The organism is Rhizobium sp. 01L419, assembly GCF_056400025.1.
The window spans coordinates 328,421-344,232 of the sequence record NZ_JBFTSM010000001.1 but is presented as its reverse complement, the minus strand read 5'-3'; the positions used below and the strand labels follow the sequence as shown (position 1 = coordinate 344,232).

Below are 15,812 nucleotides of genomic sequence, written 5' to 3'. Positions count from 1 at the left end.
TCAGGCCTTGCCGGCCTTTACCTCAAGCACGCGGTTGGCGGCCGACACGATTGCTTCGAGCGATGCGCCAACGATATTGGTGTTGATGCCTGCGCCGAAGAGCTTGCCGCCCGGATAGGATGTCTCGACATAGGAAATGGCCGAGGCATTCGAGCCATGCTGCAGCGAATGCTCCGAATAATCCTCGACCGACATTTCGATGCCGAGATAGTGCGACAGCGCATTGATGAAGCCATCGATCGGCCCGTTGCCGCGGCCTTCGATGCGTTTGATCTCACCATTGTCGGTGATCTCGGCCGCGACGATTCGCTGTCCCTTGTTCTCGGTATCGGGATAGGTGTGGTGGTCGACGAACCGGAGGCGAGCGCCCGGCTGCGTCACGTAGCGCTCGATGAAGCGGTCGTGGATACGCTTTGAGGGAAGCTCCTTGCCCTCTTCGTCGGTAATGCGCTGGATGTCTCCGCGGAATTCGACCTGCAGGTTGCGCGGCAGGTTGAGCCCGTAATCTTGCTGCAGGATATAGGCGATGCCGCCCTTGCCGGACTGCGAATTGATGCGGATGATCGCCTCGTAGGAGCGGCCGACATCGCGCGGATCGATCGGCAGATAAGGCACTTCCCATACCGGATGGTTGGCGATCTGTGCAGCCTTCATGCCCTTGTTGATCGCATCCTGATGCGAGCCGGAGAAGGCCGTGTAGACCAGCTCGCCGACATAGGGATGACGATCAGCGATCACCATCTGGTTCGAATACTCGAACACTTCCTTGATGCGCTCGATATCAGAGCAGTCAATTTCCGGATCGACGCCCTGCGTGAACATGTTGAGCGCCATCGTCACCACATCGACATTACCCGTGCGCTCGCCATTGCCGAACAGCGTACCTTCGACGCGGTCGGCACCTGCCAGCAGCGCCAGCTCGGCAGCGGCAATGCCGGTGCCGCGGTCATTATGCGGATGCAAAGAGATGATCAGGTTTTCGCGATTGTCGAGATTGCGACACATCCACTCGATCTGGTCGGCATAGACGTTGGGCGTCGCCATCTCCACCGTCGAAGGCAGGTTGATGATGAGCTTGTTGTCAGGCGTCGGCTTCACGACGTCGATGACGGCGTTGCAGATTTCCAGCGCCACATCCAGCTCGGTGCCGGTGAAGCTCTCAGGCGAATATTCGAAACGGTAACCGCCGCCAGCCTTGGCTGCCATATCGGTGATCATCTTGGCGGCATCGACGGCGATCTGCTTGATGCCCTGCACATCCTTGGCGAACACCACGCGACGCTGCAATTCGCTGGTAGAATTATAGAAGTGCACGATCGGGCGGTTGGCACCTTCCAGAGCTTCGAAGGTGCGGGTGATCAGTTCCGGACGGCACTGCACCAGCACCTGCAGCGAGACGTCGTCGGGTACATTGCCCTCTTCGATGCACCAGCGGGCAAAATCGAAATCGGTCTGCGAGGCGGATGGGAAACCGATCTCGATTTCCTTGAAGCCCATTTCCAGCAGCAGCTGGAACATGCGGGCTTTGCGGTCGTGGCCCATGGGATCGACGAGCGCCTGATTGCCGTCGCGCAGGTCGACGGAGCACCAGATCGGCGCCTTGGTAATGGTCTTGGTCGGCCAGGTACGATCAGGAATGTTTACCTGTGGATAGGGCCGGTACTTCATGCCGGCGTCGGGCATGCCCTTGGCAGAAGCAGCGCTTGCGGAGGATCGGCTGGTGTTCGTATCCATTGTCTTGTCTCCTCGTCCCGGCATTTGCCGCGTCTTAGCCGATCATATCTGGCTTGGCGACAGCAAATGCGGACCTTTGATCGGTCGTTTGGTCAATTTTGAAAGTGAGTCGCGAGGAGCGATGGCCGGGCGGGCTTTCGGCCGCCGGGCGCTCCTCAAAGGACCCGGCAACCGCGCGTAAGGCCGAGGAGAAGAAGCGAGGTCAGGGCGCGCGTATTGTCACGCAATGCCGTGCGGCTGCGTGCAATCGTCTCGGAAATCCGTGCGCTCGTGCTCTTCATGACCGCGCTTATAGCCTCCGGCGGAAATTCCGGCAACCCCTCACCTATTTTTTCATCACCTGCACAATTCGAGAGAGCGCAAGCATCAGCCCGCCGGCAACCAGTCCCCAGAAGGCGCCGGAGATGCCGCCGAAGGAAACACCGGAGGCAGTGACGAGGAAGGTAATCGCTGCTGCCTCTCGGGTTTCAGGCGCCTGGAAGGCTGCCATCGCGGAACCCGAGAAGGCGCCGACCAGCGCCAGACCGGCAACGGCTTCGATGAGGATCGGCGGTGCGAGCGCGACGAAAGCAGTCACCGCCCCGGCAAGCAGGCCGAGAATGACGTAACCAACACCCGAGATCAGTGCGGCCCAGTAGCGCCGCGAAGGATCGGCATGCGCGTCCCGCCCGGCGCACATCGCAGCCGTGATGGCCGCCAGATTGACAGCATGCCCGCCGAAGGGCGCGGCCAGCAACGAGAAGACGCCAGTCACGGCAAACAGCGGCCCCGGCTTCGGATCATAATGATTGACCTTCAGCACAGCGATGCCGGGAATATTCTGCGAGGCCATCGTCACGATGAAGAGCGGCAGGGCGATCGACACGAAGCCCGCGAGATTGAAGACCGGGTGCACGATGCCGATAACAGGCACCAGCGACTGCTCGAGCGACGCCAAGGCGCCCTCGGGAATATCCACACCGAAGGCCAGCACCAGCGTGAAGGCCACAAGCGCCGCCGGCACCGCCCACAAACGCTTGAACGCGCCGACGACGATCCATGTCAGAATGATCGGCAGACCGAACATCGGATTGAAGGCGATTGCCTTGACCGGAGCAAAACACAGACCGAGCAGCACGCCCGAAAGCATGGCATTGGCAAGCGGTGCGGGAATAGCGGCAACCGCCCGTCCGAGCGGCTTGAACAGCCCGGCAATGACGATCAGCGCACCGCAAAGAATGAAGGCCCCGACCGCTGCGTTGAAACCGCCATCAATCGTGCCGATGCTCGCCAGCAGCGCCGCCCCCGGCGTCGACCAGGCGATACTGACCGGCAGGCGTGTGACGGCACAGAGCACGATGGCGCAAAGCCCCATCGAGATCGACAGCGCCATCAGCCCTGAAGCGGCCTGCACATCGGTCGCGCCCACCGCCTGTAGCCCATGCAGCACGACGGCGAAGGAACTGGTGAATCCCACGAAAGCCGTCAGCAGACCCATGAAGAGACTTTGAACGGAAAAATCTTTGATCATGCGAGACTCCCGGCTGCGAAGATTGCGCATGGAGCAGCATAAGGGGGAGGCGCGCAAGCCGCATTGCCACCGGAAATGTTCGCTGGGCTGGCAATTTCCGTGGGGATTTCATGCTGATACCCAGCGTGACGTGGGCAGATATGAAAACGCCCCGCCTGCGATGGCAGACGGGGCGTAAATTCACAGCCGTATCGGCGAAAGATCAGATTTCGCTCTGCGAGGTGACCACGCGCGAAACGAGACCGTAGGCCACGGCGTCTTCAGCCGAGAGCCAGTAATCGCGGTCGATGTCCTTGGCGATCTTTTCTTCCGTCTGGCCGGTTGCCTTCGAGAAGATCTTGATCAGACGTTCGTTCATCTTGATGATTTCACGCGCCTGGATTTCGATGTCCGAAGCCATGCCGCGCGTGCCGCCGGACGGCTGGTGCAGCAGGAAGCGGGTGTTCGGCAGGCAGATGCGACGTTCCTTCGGAGCCGCGGCATAGATCAGCGCGCCGGCCGAGGCGACCCAGCCCGTGCCGATCATCCAGACCTTCGGCTTGATGAACTTGATCATGTCGTGGATGGAATCGCCGGATTCGACGTGACCGCCGGGCGAATTCACATAGATACGAATATCTTCGTCATTGGCGGCTGAAAGCGCAACGAGCTGAGTGCTGACCTTCTGCGCCAGTTCCTGCGTGATCGGCCCATAGATGAAGATCGAACGCGACTTGAAAAGGTTCGCCTCCGTTTCCTTGCCGAGCGGCAGTTCCTTCGTCTTGTCGTCCTGTTCTTCTTCTTCGTTCATTCGAACCTCTCTCACGTCCAATGCGGTTCCTCGCACATAGTGCGACTCAATGCGTAAAACAATGCGGGAAAAAGAGGAAGCAGGAAGCGGTGAAGATATTCTTATGACAAACGCACGATATCATCGCATCCTCTGAAAAGACCGGGAGAAACACAAAATGACCTCCTCCTTGCTACGCGCAGCCGTGCGCAACAACGCATTCTGGTGCGACGCCGTCTGCAAGGCGCAGGGCTCGCCCGGCGAGTTCACGGCGACAATCTGGTTTCATCGCCGCGGCACGCCGCCCTTCTATCCCGATGCCGTAACGCTGGCGGAGACCGAGGTCGAAGCGGCAGAAGCGATCGCCACGCTGATCAACAGCGACAAGCGCGACTGGGCAGTCAAGGACAGCTACGCAACCCTCGATCTCGCGCCGCTCGGTTTCACGATGCTGTTCGAGGCCGAATGGATCGGCATGCGCACGCCAGTCTCGGCGCCGTCCCCATTCACCTGGCAGCGCATGGAAAGCGCTGTCGATCTTGCGCGATGGGAGGCGGAATGGGGCAAGGCGAACGGGTCGACGACACAGAAGATCTTTACCGAGCCACTGCTGCACGATCCTGAAATCGCGTTCCTGCTTGGTTTCAAACATGGCCAACCGGTCGGCGGCGGCATCCTCAATCACCACGCCGGCGTCGTCGGCCATTCCAACCTGTTTGCCGAGGCCCGGCACGGTGAAGCCATTCGCCGCGGGCTGATTGCGCAGGCTGCCTCGCTCTATCCGGGAGAACCGCTTGTCGGCTACGAACACGGCGATGATCTGGACGAGGCGCTGCGCACGGGCTTCGAACTTCTGGGGCCTCTGCGCGTCTGGCTGAAGGAGGTCTGACCTTACTGAAATGTAAGCCGCCAAGGCTTTGAAATGCCCCAATCGCTTCCTAACTCAGTTTTACGCGGCCCTCCCGCCGAACGTTGAAGCCGCAGAACTTTAAAGGAGACAGGCTATGTCACCGGAAGAACGCCAATTGCTGACTGCCCTCTTCGATCGCGTCCGCACCGCAGCCGCCACGCCGCGCGACCCGGAAGCCGAAGCGCTGATATCAGAAGCGAACCGTGCGCAACCCTCCGCCACCTATTATCTGGCGCAAGCGGTCATCGTTCAGGAAAAGGGTCTGGAAGCCGCCGCCAACCATATCAAGGAACTCGAAGAGCATGTCCGCCAGCTCGAAGCAGGTGTAGGCGATCGCCGCCAGGCCGAGCAGGGCGGCTTCCTGAGCTCTATCTTCGGCAACACACAGACGCAGCAGCCGGCACCCGCTCCCGGCCCATGGGGCGGCGCGCCGAGAGATAGCTATGAACAATCGCGCGGCTATGACAACACCCGCCAGATGCCGCAACAGCCTACCGGCCCCTGGACGCAGCAGGCCGGTGCGCCGTCTGCCGGTGGCAGCTTCCTGCGCGGCGCTCTCGGCACGGCAGCCGGTGTCGCAGGCGGCATGCTGCTTGCAAATTCGCTTTCCGGCATCTTCGGCAACCACATGTCATCGCTTGGCTGGGGCTCGCCTTTTGGCGGCGCCAACCCCTTCGGCGGGGAGAACGCGCCGGTCGAGGAGACCGTCGTCAACAACTACTACGGCGACAACAGCCAAGCTGACGATAACCGGGCGGATGATAACGACAATATCCAGCAGGCCGATTACGACGACAATGATGACGACTCTTCCGACGATTCCGGTAATGACACGACGGATGTCTGAGTTTTGATGCAAGGAACGGGCAACAGTTGGCTTTAAACGGCCGCGCCGTTGCCCGGCCCTTCGCTTCGGCTCAGGGCGCTGCAATCGATTCAGAGCAATTCCAGAAAAGTGCCAAGCGGCTTTAAGTCGGGAATTGCGTAAGAACTAAAGGGCGCGTCGATTGCTCGGGCTGCGCCCGACCGCGGCTCACCCACGTCCACGATAGGTCGCAACGCCCTGATCCGGCAGCCATACACCTTCCGGCGACTTGCCTGTCTGCCAGAAGACGTCGATCGGAATACCGCCGCGCGGATACCAATAGGCGCCGATACGCAGCCATTTCGGGTCGAGCAGGTCTACGATACGTTTGGCGATATAGATCGAGCAATCCTCGTGAAAGGCGCCGTGATTGCGGAAGGAATGCAGAAAGAGCTTCAGCGATTTCGATTCCACGAGCCATTCGTTCGGAATGTAGTCGATGACGATATGGGCGAAATCCGGCTGCCCGGTCATCGGGCAGAGCGACGTGAATTCCGGTGCCGTGAAGCGCACGACATAGTCTGTGCCGGCGTGAGTGGCGGGCACCTTTTCCAGGACCGCGTCCTCTGGGTTCTTTGGGGTTTCCGTCTGCTGGCCCAGCATCGAAAGGCTGGAAACGTCCGTATTCGGCATTACGCCTCCTTGATCACTTTGACGCGGATACCGTGCGCTTTTTCGCCCTCCGGCTCCACGTGAATGGCAATTGTCGCGCCCGCATGCGCTGCGCGGATGGCATCTTCAAGGCGGTCGCAAATATCATGGGCTTCGCGAACCGTCATCCTGGCGGGCACGACAAGATGGAAATCGACGAAGGTCACCGAACCGGCGCGCCGCGTCTTCAGGTCATGGACGCCGATCGAGCCTGACGCATGGGTGGCAATCGCCTGCTTGATCGCCTCCTCCTCCTGCGGCTCGACCGCCTGATCCATCAGCCCGCCGATCGACTGCGAGATCACCTTCCAGCCCTGATACAGGATGTTCAGCGCAACGAGGATGGCGAGAATGGGGTCGAAGATCGCATAACCGGTTGCGAGCGCCAGAAGCAAGCCAAAGAGAACGCCAACGGAAGTGACCACATCCGACATGATGTGCTGCCCGTCAGCCGTCAAAGCTGCAGAGCGGTGCTTTCGCCCGGTACGGATCAAAAGCTGCGCCCAGACGGCATTGATGACACCGGCGACGAAGTTGATCGCAAGACCGAGCACCGGTGCCTCGAGCATGCGCGGATCGGCGAGATGATTGACGGCCTCCTGGACGATCAGCAGCGCGGCGACGACGATCATCACGCCCTCGGTGACGGCCGAAAGATATTCCGCCTTGTGATGGCCGAAGGGATGGTCGTGGTCGGCGGGCTTCTGCGCATAGCGGATGACGAAGAAGGCTATGAAGGCAGCCACCACGTTGACGACGGATTCCAGCCCGTCCGAGAGCAGCGCCACGGAACCCGTCACCCACCAGGCGACCATCTTCAGCCCCATGACACCAAGCGACAGGGGAATGCCCCAGAACGCCAGTTTCCGGACCGTGAGATTGCCCTCGTCGCTCATATCATCCCCCTGCGGATGCGAATGAATTGCAGCATATAAGCCGTTGAAACGCAAAACCGCCCACGCGGAATCGCGCAGGCGGCCAATGCGGTTGATATGGGCAATCAGCCCTTAAATGTCAAAGGCTTTGGCGTGTGAGACAGTGCCCTATTCGAACGTTATCCCGATCCGTTCCGCATCAGGAGAGACAAGGACCAATACGGCTTGGCCGGAGACATCCTGCGCGGGCACGAAGCCCTTCTTGCCCAACCGATCCGGAAAGCGGCTGTCGACGGAATTGTGCCTGTTGTCTCCGAGGACGAAATAATGGCCGGCCGCTACCTAGAAAAGGCCGGCATCGTGCAATTGACGGCAATTCCATATGCACTTATATAATACGTTATATAAACAGAGATGGGTCTTTCCGTGGTCGAAGATGTGGTGAAATCGCTAGGCTACTTATGCCTCGGCAGCCGCTTCCGCCGCATCGGCGAACGCCTGCAGGCAGACACGCAACAGATGATCGAGGAATTCGGCGTCGGCATCCAGGCCGCGCAATATCCGTTCCTCGGCGCCATCGACAGGCTCGGCCCACTCACCATAGGGGAACTGGCACAGGCAGTGGGTATCACCCAGCCCGGCGCCACACGCACCGCTTCCCAACTCATGGAACTCGGCTTCCTCAGCATGCAGCCATCTGCCGAAGATCAGCGCCGCAGGGTCGTTTCGTTGACGCCCGAGGGGCAGGAACTCGTCGAATATTCAAAACAACAAGTCTGGCCGCGCATTGCCGCCGCCGTCGCCGATCTTTGCAAAGATCTCGACGGCCCGCTGCTAGCGCAGCTTGCGGCGATGGAGGATGGGCTGGCCGAAGCGCCGCTCATCCGCCGCGCCAGGGCCGCACAGGAGAAAACACCATGAGCCATATTCTCAACCGACCGATCTGGAACGCGCTCCGGACGGCGCATGCCGACCTCGCCGAAGGCAGCGAACATGCAATGCGCTATCCGCCGTCCATCGTTCCCTTCGCGRCTGCCGCCGACGATACGCGGGAAAGTCTTGAAGCACTCGAAAACCTGCCGGTCGCCGACGAAGTCATGGCGATCGTCGAAGCTGGCCCCGTCACCATCCCTTCCGGGCTGACCGTTCTCTCGGAAGGCAAGCTGGTACAGATGATCGCCGAGCGGCCTTACGAGCGCGTGTCCGACAGCCGGCTGCAACTGCTGACCTCTGATGATGCGGAGGAAATGCTTGATTTGGCGATGCTGACCAAACCTGGCCCTTTCACCCTGCGCGCGCAAAGCCTTGGAACCTTCTGGGGTGTGAAGATCGATGGCCGTCTCGTCGCCATGGCCGGACAGCGCTTGCGCCACCCGGGATTTGGCGAGCTCAGCGGCCTTTGCACCCATCCCGATTTTCAGGGGCGCGGCCTCGGCACCCTGCTCTTCCGCTTCGTCGCCGGTGAAATTTCCGCCAGGGGCGACACCGTCTTCCTGCATGCCTATTACACGAACACGCCTGCCATCACGCTTTACAAGGCTCTCGGCTTCAAGCTGCGGTCGGAAATGAACCTGCGCGTCGTCAAGCGCCGCGCATAGGCTGGCCAAAACGCCACAGGTCGGTACTTTCGCCGTTTGCGCCATGATAGTGTCCCATTTGCATGATGTTGACGGCTCGGCAGTCAATTGGGGACCGCGCAGACATGCATTGGATCAATCGCTACATCGACCAACCGTTGCTCGACGGTGCGGCCAGTTCCTTGCGGGCCTGGCACATCCGGACCGGCCTGTCGCCGGAACGGCTGGAGCCGCTCTGGAACATCGCCGTGACGGGCTTGCTGATCTTTGCGACCAGCCATTTCCTCGCCGGCCCGACACTCCTTCTGTGTTACGGCGGCCTCGTTATGCTCGCCCTCCCCTCGGCCTGGACGCTGTTCACCGGCCGCGATGCGGACGGCTACAACGTCGCCGCCTACAAAAGGCTCAGAACCAGGGCCTTCATGAAGCGTGAGACAGAATGGGCCGTCCGGCTCGCCATCCTCTTCACAGCTGGCTGCCTTCCCTTCCTCACTCGCTCGGGCGATCCGTCCGCGGCCTATTTCATGATCGGCGCCAGCCTCTGGTTCGTGCTGACGGGACCAGCAAGATCCTATCTGGCGGCAGCAGAACCACCGATGCCGCGCGATGGCGACCGGTCTTTCAAGACCGATCTGCAGTTCGGCTGAACAAATTTAAATCAGCACGCAATTCAATTGTCGTAGCGGCAATGGAACGAACGGCTCACGCTTCCGTTATCCTTGCCAGCAGCAGACAAAGGAGATCGCGATGCTGTACTATGCTCTGGTATTTCTCGTCGTAGCCCTGATTGCAGGCGTCCTTGGATTTGGCGGCATCGCCGGTGCGTCCGCTTCGATAGCCCAGGTTCTGTTCTTCATCTTCCTGGTGCTGTTCGTAGTATCCATCGTCGCCCGGCTTATGCGGCGCGTATAGACGGACACTCCAACGCACATGAAAAACCCGCCTTCTCCGGCGGGTTTTTTATTGCTTATGCCTCTGACATCAGGCCGCCTTGGTTTTGGCCCGCCGCGCTAGATGCGCCACCACATTCTCGATCATCCGCATGCCTGCATCGCCGCCCAGCGTCATGATCGATTCCGGATGAAACTGCACGGCCGCGATCGGCTCCTTGGCATGCTCGATGCCCATGATCGTGCCGTCCTCACTCTCGGCGGTGATGATGAACTCCCGCGGCAGCGTCGAAGGATCGGCAAAGATCGAGTGATAGCGCCCAACCGTCACTTCCTTGGCAAGGCCCGAGAAGACGATGCCCGGCTCCAGCACGCGGATACGCGACGGCTTGCCATGCATCGGTAGCGCCAGATGGCGAAGCTCACCGCCATAGGCTTCCGCTAGCGCCTGCAGGCCGAGGCAGACGCCGAAGATCGGCAGGTTACGCGCCCGAGCCTTCTTGATCGTCGCCTTGCAATCGAAATCCTTCGGGTTGCCGGGTCCGGGCGACAACACGACAAGGTCAGGATTCAGCCGGTCGAAGATCTCTTCCGGCACTGGCGTCCGTACGGTCGAGACCGTCGCGCCAGTCTGGCGGAAATAATTTGCCAGCGTATGCACGAAGCTGTCTTCATGGTCGATCAGCAGGATGTTGACGCCCTTGCCAACAGAGGCGACATCGCGCTGGGTCTTACCGGAATTGCCCGTCTTGGCGTCACGGATAGCGGAAAGCATGGCAGAGGCCTTCAGTTCGGTTTCGGCTTCTTCTTCCTCGGGAATGGAATCGTTGAGCAGCGTCGCACCGGCGCGTACTTCGGCAATACCATCCTTGATACGCACCGTGCGCAGCGTCAGGCCGGTATTCATGTCGCCATTGAAGCCGACCATGCCGATCGCGCCACCATACCATGCACGCGGGCTCTTCTCATGGGCTTCGATGAAACGCATGGCCCAGAGCTTCGGCGCGCCAGTGACAGTCACGGCCCAGGCATGGCTGAGGAAACCGTCGAAGGCATCCATATCGTCACGCAGACGGCCTTCGATGTGATCGACCGTGTGGATCAAGCGGGAATACATCTCGATCTGACGGCGGCCAATGACCTTGACCGAACCCGGCTCGCAGACGCGGCTCTTGTCGTTGCGATCGACGTCAGAGCACATGGTCAGCTCGGACTCGTCTTTCTTGGAATTCAGGAGCTTCAGGATCTGCTCGCTGTCGGCGATCGGATCGTCGCCACGCTTGATGGTGCCCGAGATCGGGCATGTCTCGATGCGGCGGCCGGAGACACGCACGAACATTTCCGGCGAGGCGCCGACGAGATATTCCTGGTTTCCGAGATTGATGAAGAAGGAATAGGGCGACGGATTGATCGCCTTCAGCCGCTTGGAAATGTCGGAAGGCTTGCTTTCGCAGCGCTCCATGAACTTCTGGCCCGGCACCACTTCGAAGAGATCGCCCTTGCGGAAACTCTCCTTCGCCTTGACGACGAGTTCGGCATATTCGCCCGGGCGGTGATCGCTCTTCGGCGGGATGGTATTCGTGCGGATGAACGGCTCAGCGGCGATATCGCCCGCCTTGCCTTCTGTCGTCTTGCCGTCCCTGGCGAAGTCGTAACGATCGACCCATGCCTTTGCGGCGTAGTTGTCGACGACGAGAATTTCGTCCGGCAGATAGAGCACCATGTCCCGCTGATCGGAAGGACGCTGAAGCTTCAGATTGATCGCGTCGAACTGGAAGGCGAGGTCGTAACCGAAGGCGCCGTAGAAGCCGATGCTGGCATCTGCCTGCGAATAGAAGAGATCGGTGATGGCACGAAGAACGGTAAAGACCGTCGGCATCTTCGAGCGCTCTTCTTCGGTGAAGACACGGTCCGGCATCTTGACCGTCAGGTCGAGCCGGCGCGCTGTCAATGTGCCGAGTTCAAGCTCATGAACCGTCTTCAATCGCTCGACGACGAAACCAAGGATAACCTCGCCCCGCTCGTTGTAGGCTTCGATCCAGACATTGCGGCCGAAGGAGGAAATACCGAGCGGCGGATCGACAACAGCCGTATCCCAACGCGTATAACGACCCGGATATTCGTAGTTCGAGGAGAAGACGGCGCCGCGACGCTCGTCGAGCTTGTCGATATAGGAGGAGACCGCGTCGGCATAGGGAATGGCCCGCCTTTGCCGGGTGACGGTGATGCCGCCCTTGGTCTCGTAGATTTCCGCACCATCATCCCGCAGGATCGTTACCATAGTTCCACTCCGTTATCGGGCCCGGACGAAAGGCGGCCTTTGAAACAAAAAAAGCCGCCTCGAAGTTTCGGGCGGCTCGTTCGTCGTCTTTGGACACGATTGGTCGAGGCCGCCTCAGCGAGCCCACCACCAAACTGCAATGTTTACAGACTTCTTCATGGGCGAAATTGTTAGCCTGAGATTAAGCCAAGCGCAAGAGGCCATTGGCCCACGAAAAAGGGCGGCCCGAAAGCCGCCCCACCCCAGCCTTGAAAGGCTGATTTGTAATTAGAAGGTCTTGGTGACCGAGATCTTGAAGGTGCGGCCCGGCTCCGAATACCACTCCTTCGGTTGCGAAGCGGTTGCACTCAGATTGACCTCACGAACAGCGAGCGCGTTGTAGTACTCCTGGTCAAAGATGTTGTAGATCCCGCCCTGGATACGCAGACCCTTGACTTGTTCCGGCGTCCACCATGCGGTCAGGTCGACGATGCCGTAACCGGGCGCATCGAACGACGTCAGGGCATTGTCGTTGCCGGTCATCTGCGACGAGAGCGTTGAGGAGAGGTCGAAACCGTATTCGTCATTGCTCCAACCACCGCCGACGATGGCCTTGAACGGCGCGACAGAGCGCAGCCGCTCCTGCGTATCGTCGTTCCGGCCATAGGTGTAGGCAAGCGAGGTATGAAGATTGATGCCGTTGTCGAACGTCTTGATCACATTCGCTTCAAGGCCCGAGATGGAAGCAGAGGACACGTTCGTGTAGTTGAACGTCATGAAGCCAGTGGTGGGATTCCTTGTCGTCACGGTTTCGATGAAGTTCTGATACCGGGTATGGAATGCAGCTACGCGACCCTGCAGACCGCCAGTATCGAAGTTAGCGCCGATCTCAATGCCGCGGCCGATTTCCGGATCCAGATTCGGATTGCCAAGCTGCGCATAACCCTGCGTCGCATTGTAGAAGCGGCTGTAGAGTTCATCGACGGTCGGGGCACGGAAGCCGACTGCAAGCTGGGCATAGAGCTGAACATCAGGTGTCAGGTCGTAGCTTGCAAGCAGCTTCGGCGACATCCCGGCTTCCGTACGATCGTAAACCGCACCGAAGCGGGGAAGCGCCGGGTTGTTCTCGAAACCGCCGCCCGTCGACGGTCGATAGTTGAACCAATCAAAGCGGAAGCCGGGCGTCAGCGCAAAGCCGCTATTGCCGATTTCGATCTTGTCTTCGAATGTCACGCCGAGGTTCGTGCTGTCGACGTTGGGTACTTCGGACTGGTTGTTGAGCGTCGGGCAGGTTGTCGGCGTCGGGCAAAGCGCCGAACTGAATTGGTTCCAGCTCGAGACTCCGACGTCGAGGCCGACGCGAACGGAGTGGCTGAGGCCGGAATATTCGAAGTCCTTCGTTGCTGTGCCGCTGAAGCCCCAGGTTTCGTTTTCGATGCTGTTATTGCGGCCATAGGCGACATTGGCTGCAGTGCGGCCTTGGGTGCCGGATTCTTTCTTCAGATCCTGCCAGTAGAGGGTAGCTCGGGCGGTGCTGAAGAATGCATCGGAAGACTGCGCCTCGTAATCATAATCCAGCGAAACACGGTCACGATCGCCCAGTTCCCGACCGTCGTAGTCGCCGACGAGATAGCTGCGGATGGGAGGCGTGCCCTGCAGGTCCCGCAGATCGGTCTTCAGGTCGCGCCGGAAACGCTCCGCCGTCAAGCCGATGCGATGGCCGCCTTCGAGATCTTGACGCACCTTGAAGAGCAGGTTGTGCTGATCGAAATCAGCCGGATCCGCCTCGGTGCGCAAACGGCCATAGCTGTCGTTATCGCCCTTGTTGTCGCGCTCGTGACCCTTGCGATAGGCGCCCTGAAAAAGGATCGACGTATTGCCGACCCTCTTGGCGGCGGCGGCGGAGCCGGCAATGCTGCGGTCTTCGCTGTCATAGGTCGACTTGACGATCGCGCCCCAGTCGCGATCTTCCGGAATCAGGTCCTCGGGCTCGAGCGTATTGAGGACGAAGGCGCCGCCGAGCATGCCCGAACCGCCCTTGCTTGAATCTGCACCGCGCACGATGTCGAGAGAGGAAAGTGAATCGAAATCAAAGGTGTCGCCGCCGCCATTGGCGTTAGCCGGGGCAAAAGCGCCCTGGCGCGAGCTGTTGGAAATATACGGGATAGGGATGCCGTCGATGGTCGTCAGGATACGCGGGCCGGAAAGGCCGCGCAGGTTGAAGCCAGCGTCAGCGCGCGAATAGTTCACCGTCGCGTCGACGCTGCGACCGAGATCGTCGTAATTCGTGACCTGCTTCTGTTCCAGCTCCTTCTTGTCGATCTGGGTGGCAAGCGGCGTATCGGCAACACTGCCGGGCGCCACGCGATTTCCCTTGACGACGATTTTCTGAAGGACAGTTGCGCCTTCGGCATTCGTGGCTGGCGTTGCCGCCGGAGCGCTCTGTGCGAAAGACTCTGAAACTGGAAGAACAAGTGCGGCTGCTGTGCAGACCATTAGAACCGAGCGCCAATGCCGGACGATCATAACCTACCCTCAAATGGAAATTACCGGGCTGGCTGGTCGTGGCGTTTCTGGCGCTCGAGGGGCTGGCTAGGTTGCGAACGACTGCGGAGATTTCCGCCTTCTTTTTGCCGCATAAAAAACATGAGTTTTATTGTCAATATATTCGGGCGATTTATGTTGAATAATATCGTCAAGTTTTAAGGATCTCAGGAAACGTTGCGCAATTGCAACGAATTCGCCGCTCTCGCGTTTCCTCTCCGCTCGATCAACGACGGGAAACGACGTGTGAGAGAATTTCGGAAGATGGCGGTCATTCTGGCCGCACTCGCCCTGCTCCCCGGCGCAAGTCTGCCGCGAACCGGTCCGGTGCCTCAGGCAAAGCCAGAAGCAGCAATCGAAGCGCCTGCGGCCCCTCAACCAGAAAAGAAACAGGAAACCGAGCAAGCCCCCCAGCCTCAGCCTGAGGCTGCATCCGAACTGACGCCCGAAACGCCGCCGGCAGCGTCCGACGTTCCGACGCCTCAGCCTAAACCCGGCGAAACCCCTGCCACCCCACCAAGCGGAAAGGATGACTTGCCTCCTGTTCCGCCGGAAGATCAGGAGCCAGCGAAACCGGGGGAACGGACACTTGAGGAACAGCATCTCACCATCGAACGCGAAAGCGATGCGGACCATGCGGAATGTACCAAAGAGCTGCAGAGCCTCGGTGTTGTCTTCAAAGAAACGCCCCGCGTCGATGGTGGCAACGGATGCGGCATCGACAAACCGATCATCGTCTCTGAGGCCCTGCCCGGCATCGCACTGAAGCCCGAAGCAACACTACGCTGCCCGACCGCACTGGCGCTCGCACGATGGATGAAGGGAAGCGTCATTCCCGCTGCCTCGGTCGCCTTGCCGGAAAGCGGCGGCATCACCACCATCAATCAGGCCTCAGCCTACATCTGCCGGCTGCGAAACAACGCTGAGGCCGGCAAGATCTCAGAACATGCCCGCGGCAATGCCATCGATATCGCAAGCTTCAGCTTCAAGAAGGGCGAGGATATCGCCATTCGCTCACGCCGTGAGGATTCGACGCTGACAGGCGCATTCCAGCGCACGGTGAGCGCGGCAGGCTGCCTCTATTTCATGACAGTGCTCGATCCCGAGAGTGATGCCGCCCATGAGACCCACTTCCATCTGGACGTATTGCAGAGAAAGGGTGGTTATCGCTATTGCCATTAATCATTTCAGGCGCTTGCGACTGTGGCTTGAATCAGTTCCTCACAT

The 15,812-nt window shown here is 59.8% G+C and carries 15 protein-coding genes and 1 pseudogene; 7 read left to right on the top strand and 9 right to left on the bottom strand.

Annotated elements, in window-relative coordinates; translation table 11 throughout:
* The 4 genes from leuA to AC1DUP_RS01680 form a co-directional block, all read right to left on the bottom strand.
* Entirely contained in the window at nucleotides 1-1,734 is a 1,734-nt protein-coding gene (leuA, locus tag AC1DUP_RS01695) for a 2-isopropylmalate synthase (RefSeq protein WP_113297539.1), read from the bottom strand.
* A 155-nt stretch (nucleotides 1,735-1,889) separates the two neighbouring features.
* Nucleotides 1,890-2,015 carry a hypothetical protein gene (locus tag AC1DUP_RS01690; protein ID WP_280110109.1) on the bottom strand — a complete coding sequence of 42 codons (126 nt, stop codon included), beginning with the start codon at nucleotides 2,013-2,015 and terminating at the stop codon, nucleotides 1,890-1,892.
* Nucleotides 2,016-2,059: 44 nt separating this feature from the next.
* Nucleotides 2,060-3,244, bottom strand: a complete 1,185-nt coding sequence (locus AC1DUP_RS01685; protein WP_477831924.1) for a benzoate/H(+) symporter BenE family transporter — start codon at nucleotides 3,242-3,244, stop codon at nucleotides 2,060-2,062.
* A 202-nt stretch (nucleotides 3,245-3,446) separates the two neighbouring features.
* Nucleotides 3,447-4,034: an ATP-dependent Clp protease proteolytic subunit gene (locus tag AC1DUP_RS01680; RefSeq protein WP_113297537.1), complete on the bottom strand. Its 588-nt coding sequence runs from the start codon at nucleotides 4,032-4,034 to the stop codon at nucleotides 3,447-3,449.
* 157 nt (nucleotides 4,035-4,191) lie between these two features.
* On the opposite strand from AC1DUP_RS01680, the gene AC1DUP_RS01675 reads away from it, so the two are divergent.
* Complete coding sequence (locus AC1DUP_RS01675; RefSeq protein WP_477831923.1) at nucleotides 4,192-4,902, top strand: hypothetical protein; 711 nt, start codon at nucleotides 4,192-4,194, stop codon at nucleotides 4,900-4,902.
* Between the two features lie 115 nt (nucleotides 4,903-5,017).
* Nucleotides 5,018-5,770 carry a DUF2076 domain-containing protein gene (locus AC1DUP_RS01670; protein ID WP_477831922.1) on the top strand — a complete coding sequence of 251 codons (753 nt, stop codon included), beginning with the start codon at nucleotides 5,018-5,020 and terminating at the stop codon, nucleotides 5,768-5,770.
* A 186-nt stretch (nucleotides 5,771-5,956) separates the two neighbouring features.
* Here AC1DUP_RS01670 and queF read toward each other — a convergent pair whose 3' ends face one another.
* The 3 genes and pseudogenes from queF to AC1DUP_RS01655 all read right to left on the bottom strand — a co-directional run.
* Complete coding sequence (gene queF, locus AC1DUP_RS01665) at nucleotides 5,957-6,421, bottom strand: preQ(1) synthase (protein WP_477831921.1); 465 nt, start codon at nucleotides 6,419-6,421, stop codon at nucleotides 5,957-5,959.
* Nucleotides 6,421-7,335 (bottom strand): CDF family cation efflux transporter EmfA, encoded by a 915-nt coding sequence (emfA, locus tag AC1DUP_RS01660; RefSeq protein ID WP_113297533.1) that lies wholly within the window; start codon nucleotides 7,333-7,335, stop codon nucleotides 6,421-6,423. The genes queF and emfA overlap by 1 nt, the downstream gene beginning before the upstream one ends.
* A gap of 147 nt (nucleotides 7,336-7,482) precedes the next feature.
* Nucleotides 7,483-7,644: pseudogene (locus AC1DUP_RS01655) on the bottom strand (S26 family signal peptidase); the annotation flags it as partial.
* A 96-nt stretch (nucleotides 7,645-7,740) separates the two neighbouring features.
* On the opposite strand from AC1DUP_RS01655, the gene AC1DUP_RS01650 reads away from it, so the two are divergent.
* From AC1DUP_RS01650 to AC1DUP_RS01635, 4 genes are all read left to right on the top strand, one after another.
* Nucleotides 7,741-8,235, top strand: coding sequence for a MarR family winged helix-turn-helix transcriptional regulator (locus tag AC1DUP_RS01650; protein WP_477831920.1), 495 nt, complete (start codon nucleotides 7,741-7,743; stop codon nucleotides 8,233-8,235).
* Nucleotides 8,232-8,912: a GNAT family N-acetyltransferase gene (locus AC1DUP_RS01645; protein WP_477831919.1), complete on the top strand. Its 681-nt coding sequence runs from the start codon at nucleotides 8,232-8,234 to the stop codon at nucleotides 8,910-8,912. The genes AC1DUP_RS01650 and AC1DUP_RS01645 overlap by 4 nt, the downstream gene beginning before the upstream one ends.
* Nucleotides 8,913-9,016: 104 nt before the next feature.
* Nucleotides 9,017-9,538: a hypothetical protein gene (locus AC1DUP_RS01640; protein WP_477831918.1), complete on the top strand. Its 522-nt coding sequence runs from the start codon at nucleotides 9,017-9,019 to the stop codon at nucleotides 9,536-9,538.
* Between the two features lie 100 nt (nucleotides 9,539-9,638).
* Nucleotides 9,639-9,803 carry a DUF1328 domain-containing protein gene (locus tag AC1DUP_RS01635; protein WP_007824505.1) on the top strand — a complete coding sequence of 55 codons (165 nt, stop codon included), beginning with the start codon at nucleotides 9,639-9,641 and terminating at the stop codon, nucleotides 9,801-9,803.
* A 69-nt stretch (nucleotides 9,804-9,872) separates the two neighbouring features.
* Here AC1DUP_RS01635 and AC1DUP_RS01630 read toward each other — a convergent pair whose 3' ends face one another.
* Nucleotides 9,873-12,062: an anthranilate synthase gene (locus tag AC1DUP_RS01630; RefSeq protein WP_477831917.1), complete on the bottom strand. Its 2,190-nt coding sequence runs from the start codon at nucleotides 12,060-12,062 to the stop codon at nucleotides 9,873-9,875.
* 267 nt (nucleotides 12,063-12,329) lie between these two features.
* Nucleotides 12,330-14,567 carry a TonB-dependent hemoglobin/transferrin/lactoferrin family receptor gene (locus AC1DUP_RS01625; RefSeq protein WP_113297528.1) on the bottom strand — a complete coding sequence of 746 codons (2,238 nt, stop codon included), beginning with the start codon at nucleotides 14,565-14,567 and terminating at the stop codon, nucleotides 12,330-12,332.
* 282 nt (nucleotides 14,568-14,849) lie between these two features.
* On the opposite strand from AC1DUP_RS01625, the gene AC1DUP_RS01620 reads away from it, so the two are divergent.
* On the top strand, nucleotides 14,850-15,767 hold the full coding sequence (locus AC1DUP_RS01620) for an extensin-like domain-containing protein (RefSeq protein ID WP_477832133.1): 918 nt from the start codon (nucleotides 14,850-14,852) through the stop codon (nucleotides 15,765-15,767).
* Nucleotides 15,768-15,812 lie beyond the last annotated feature (45 nt).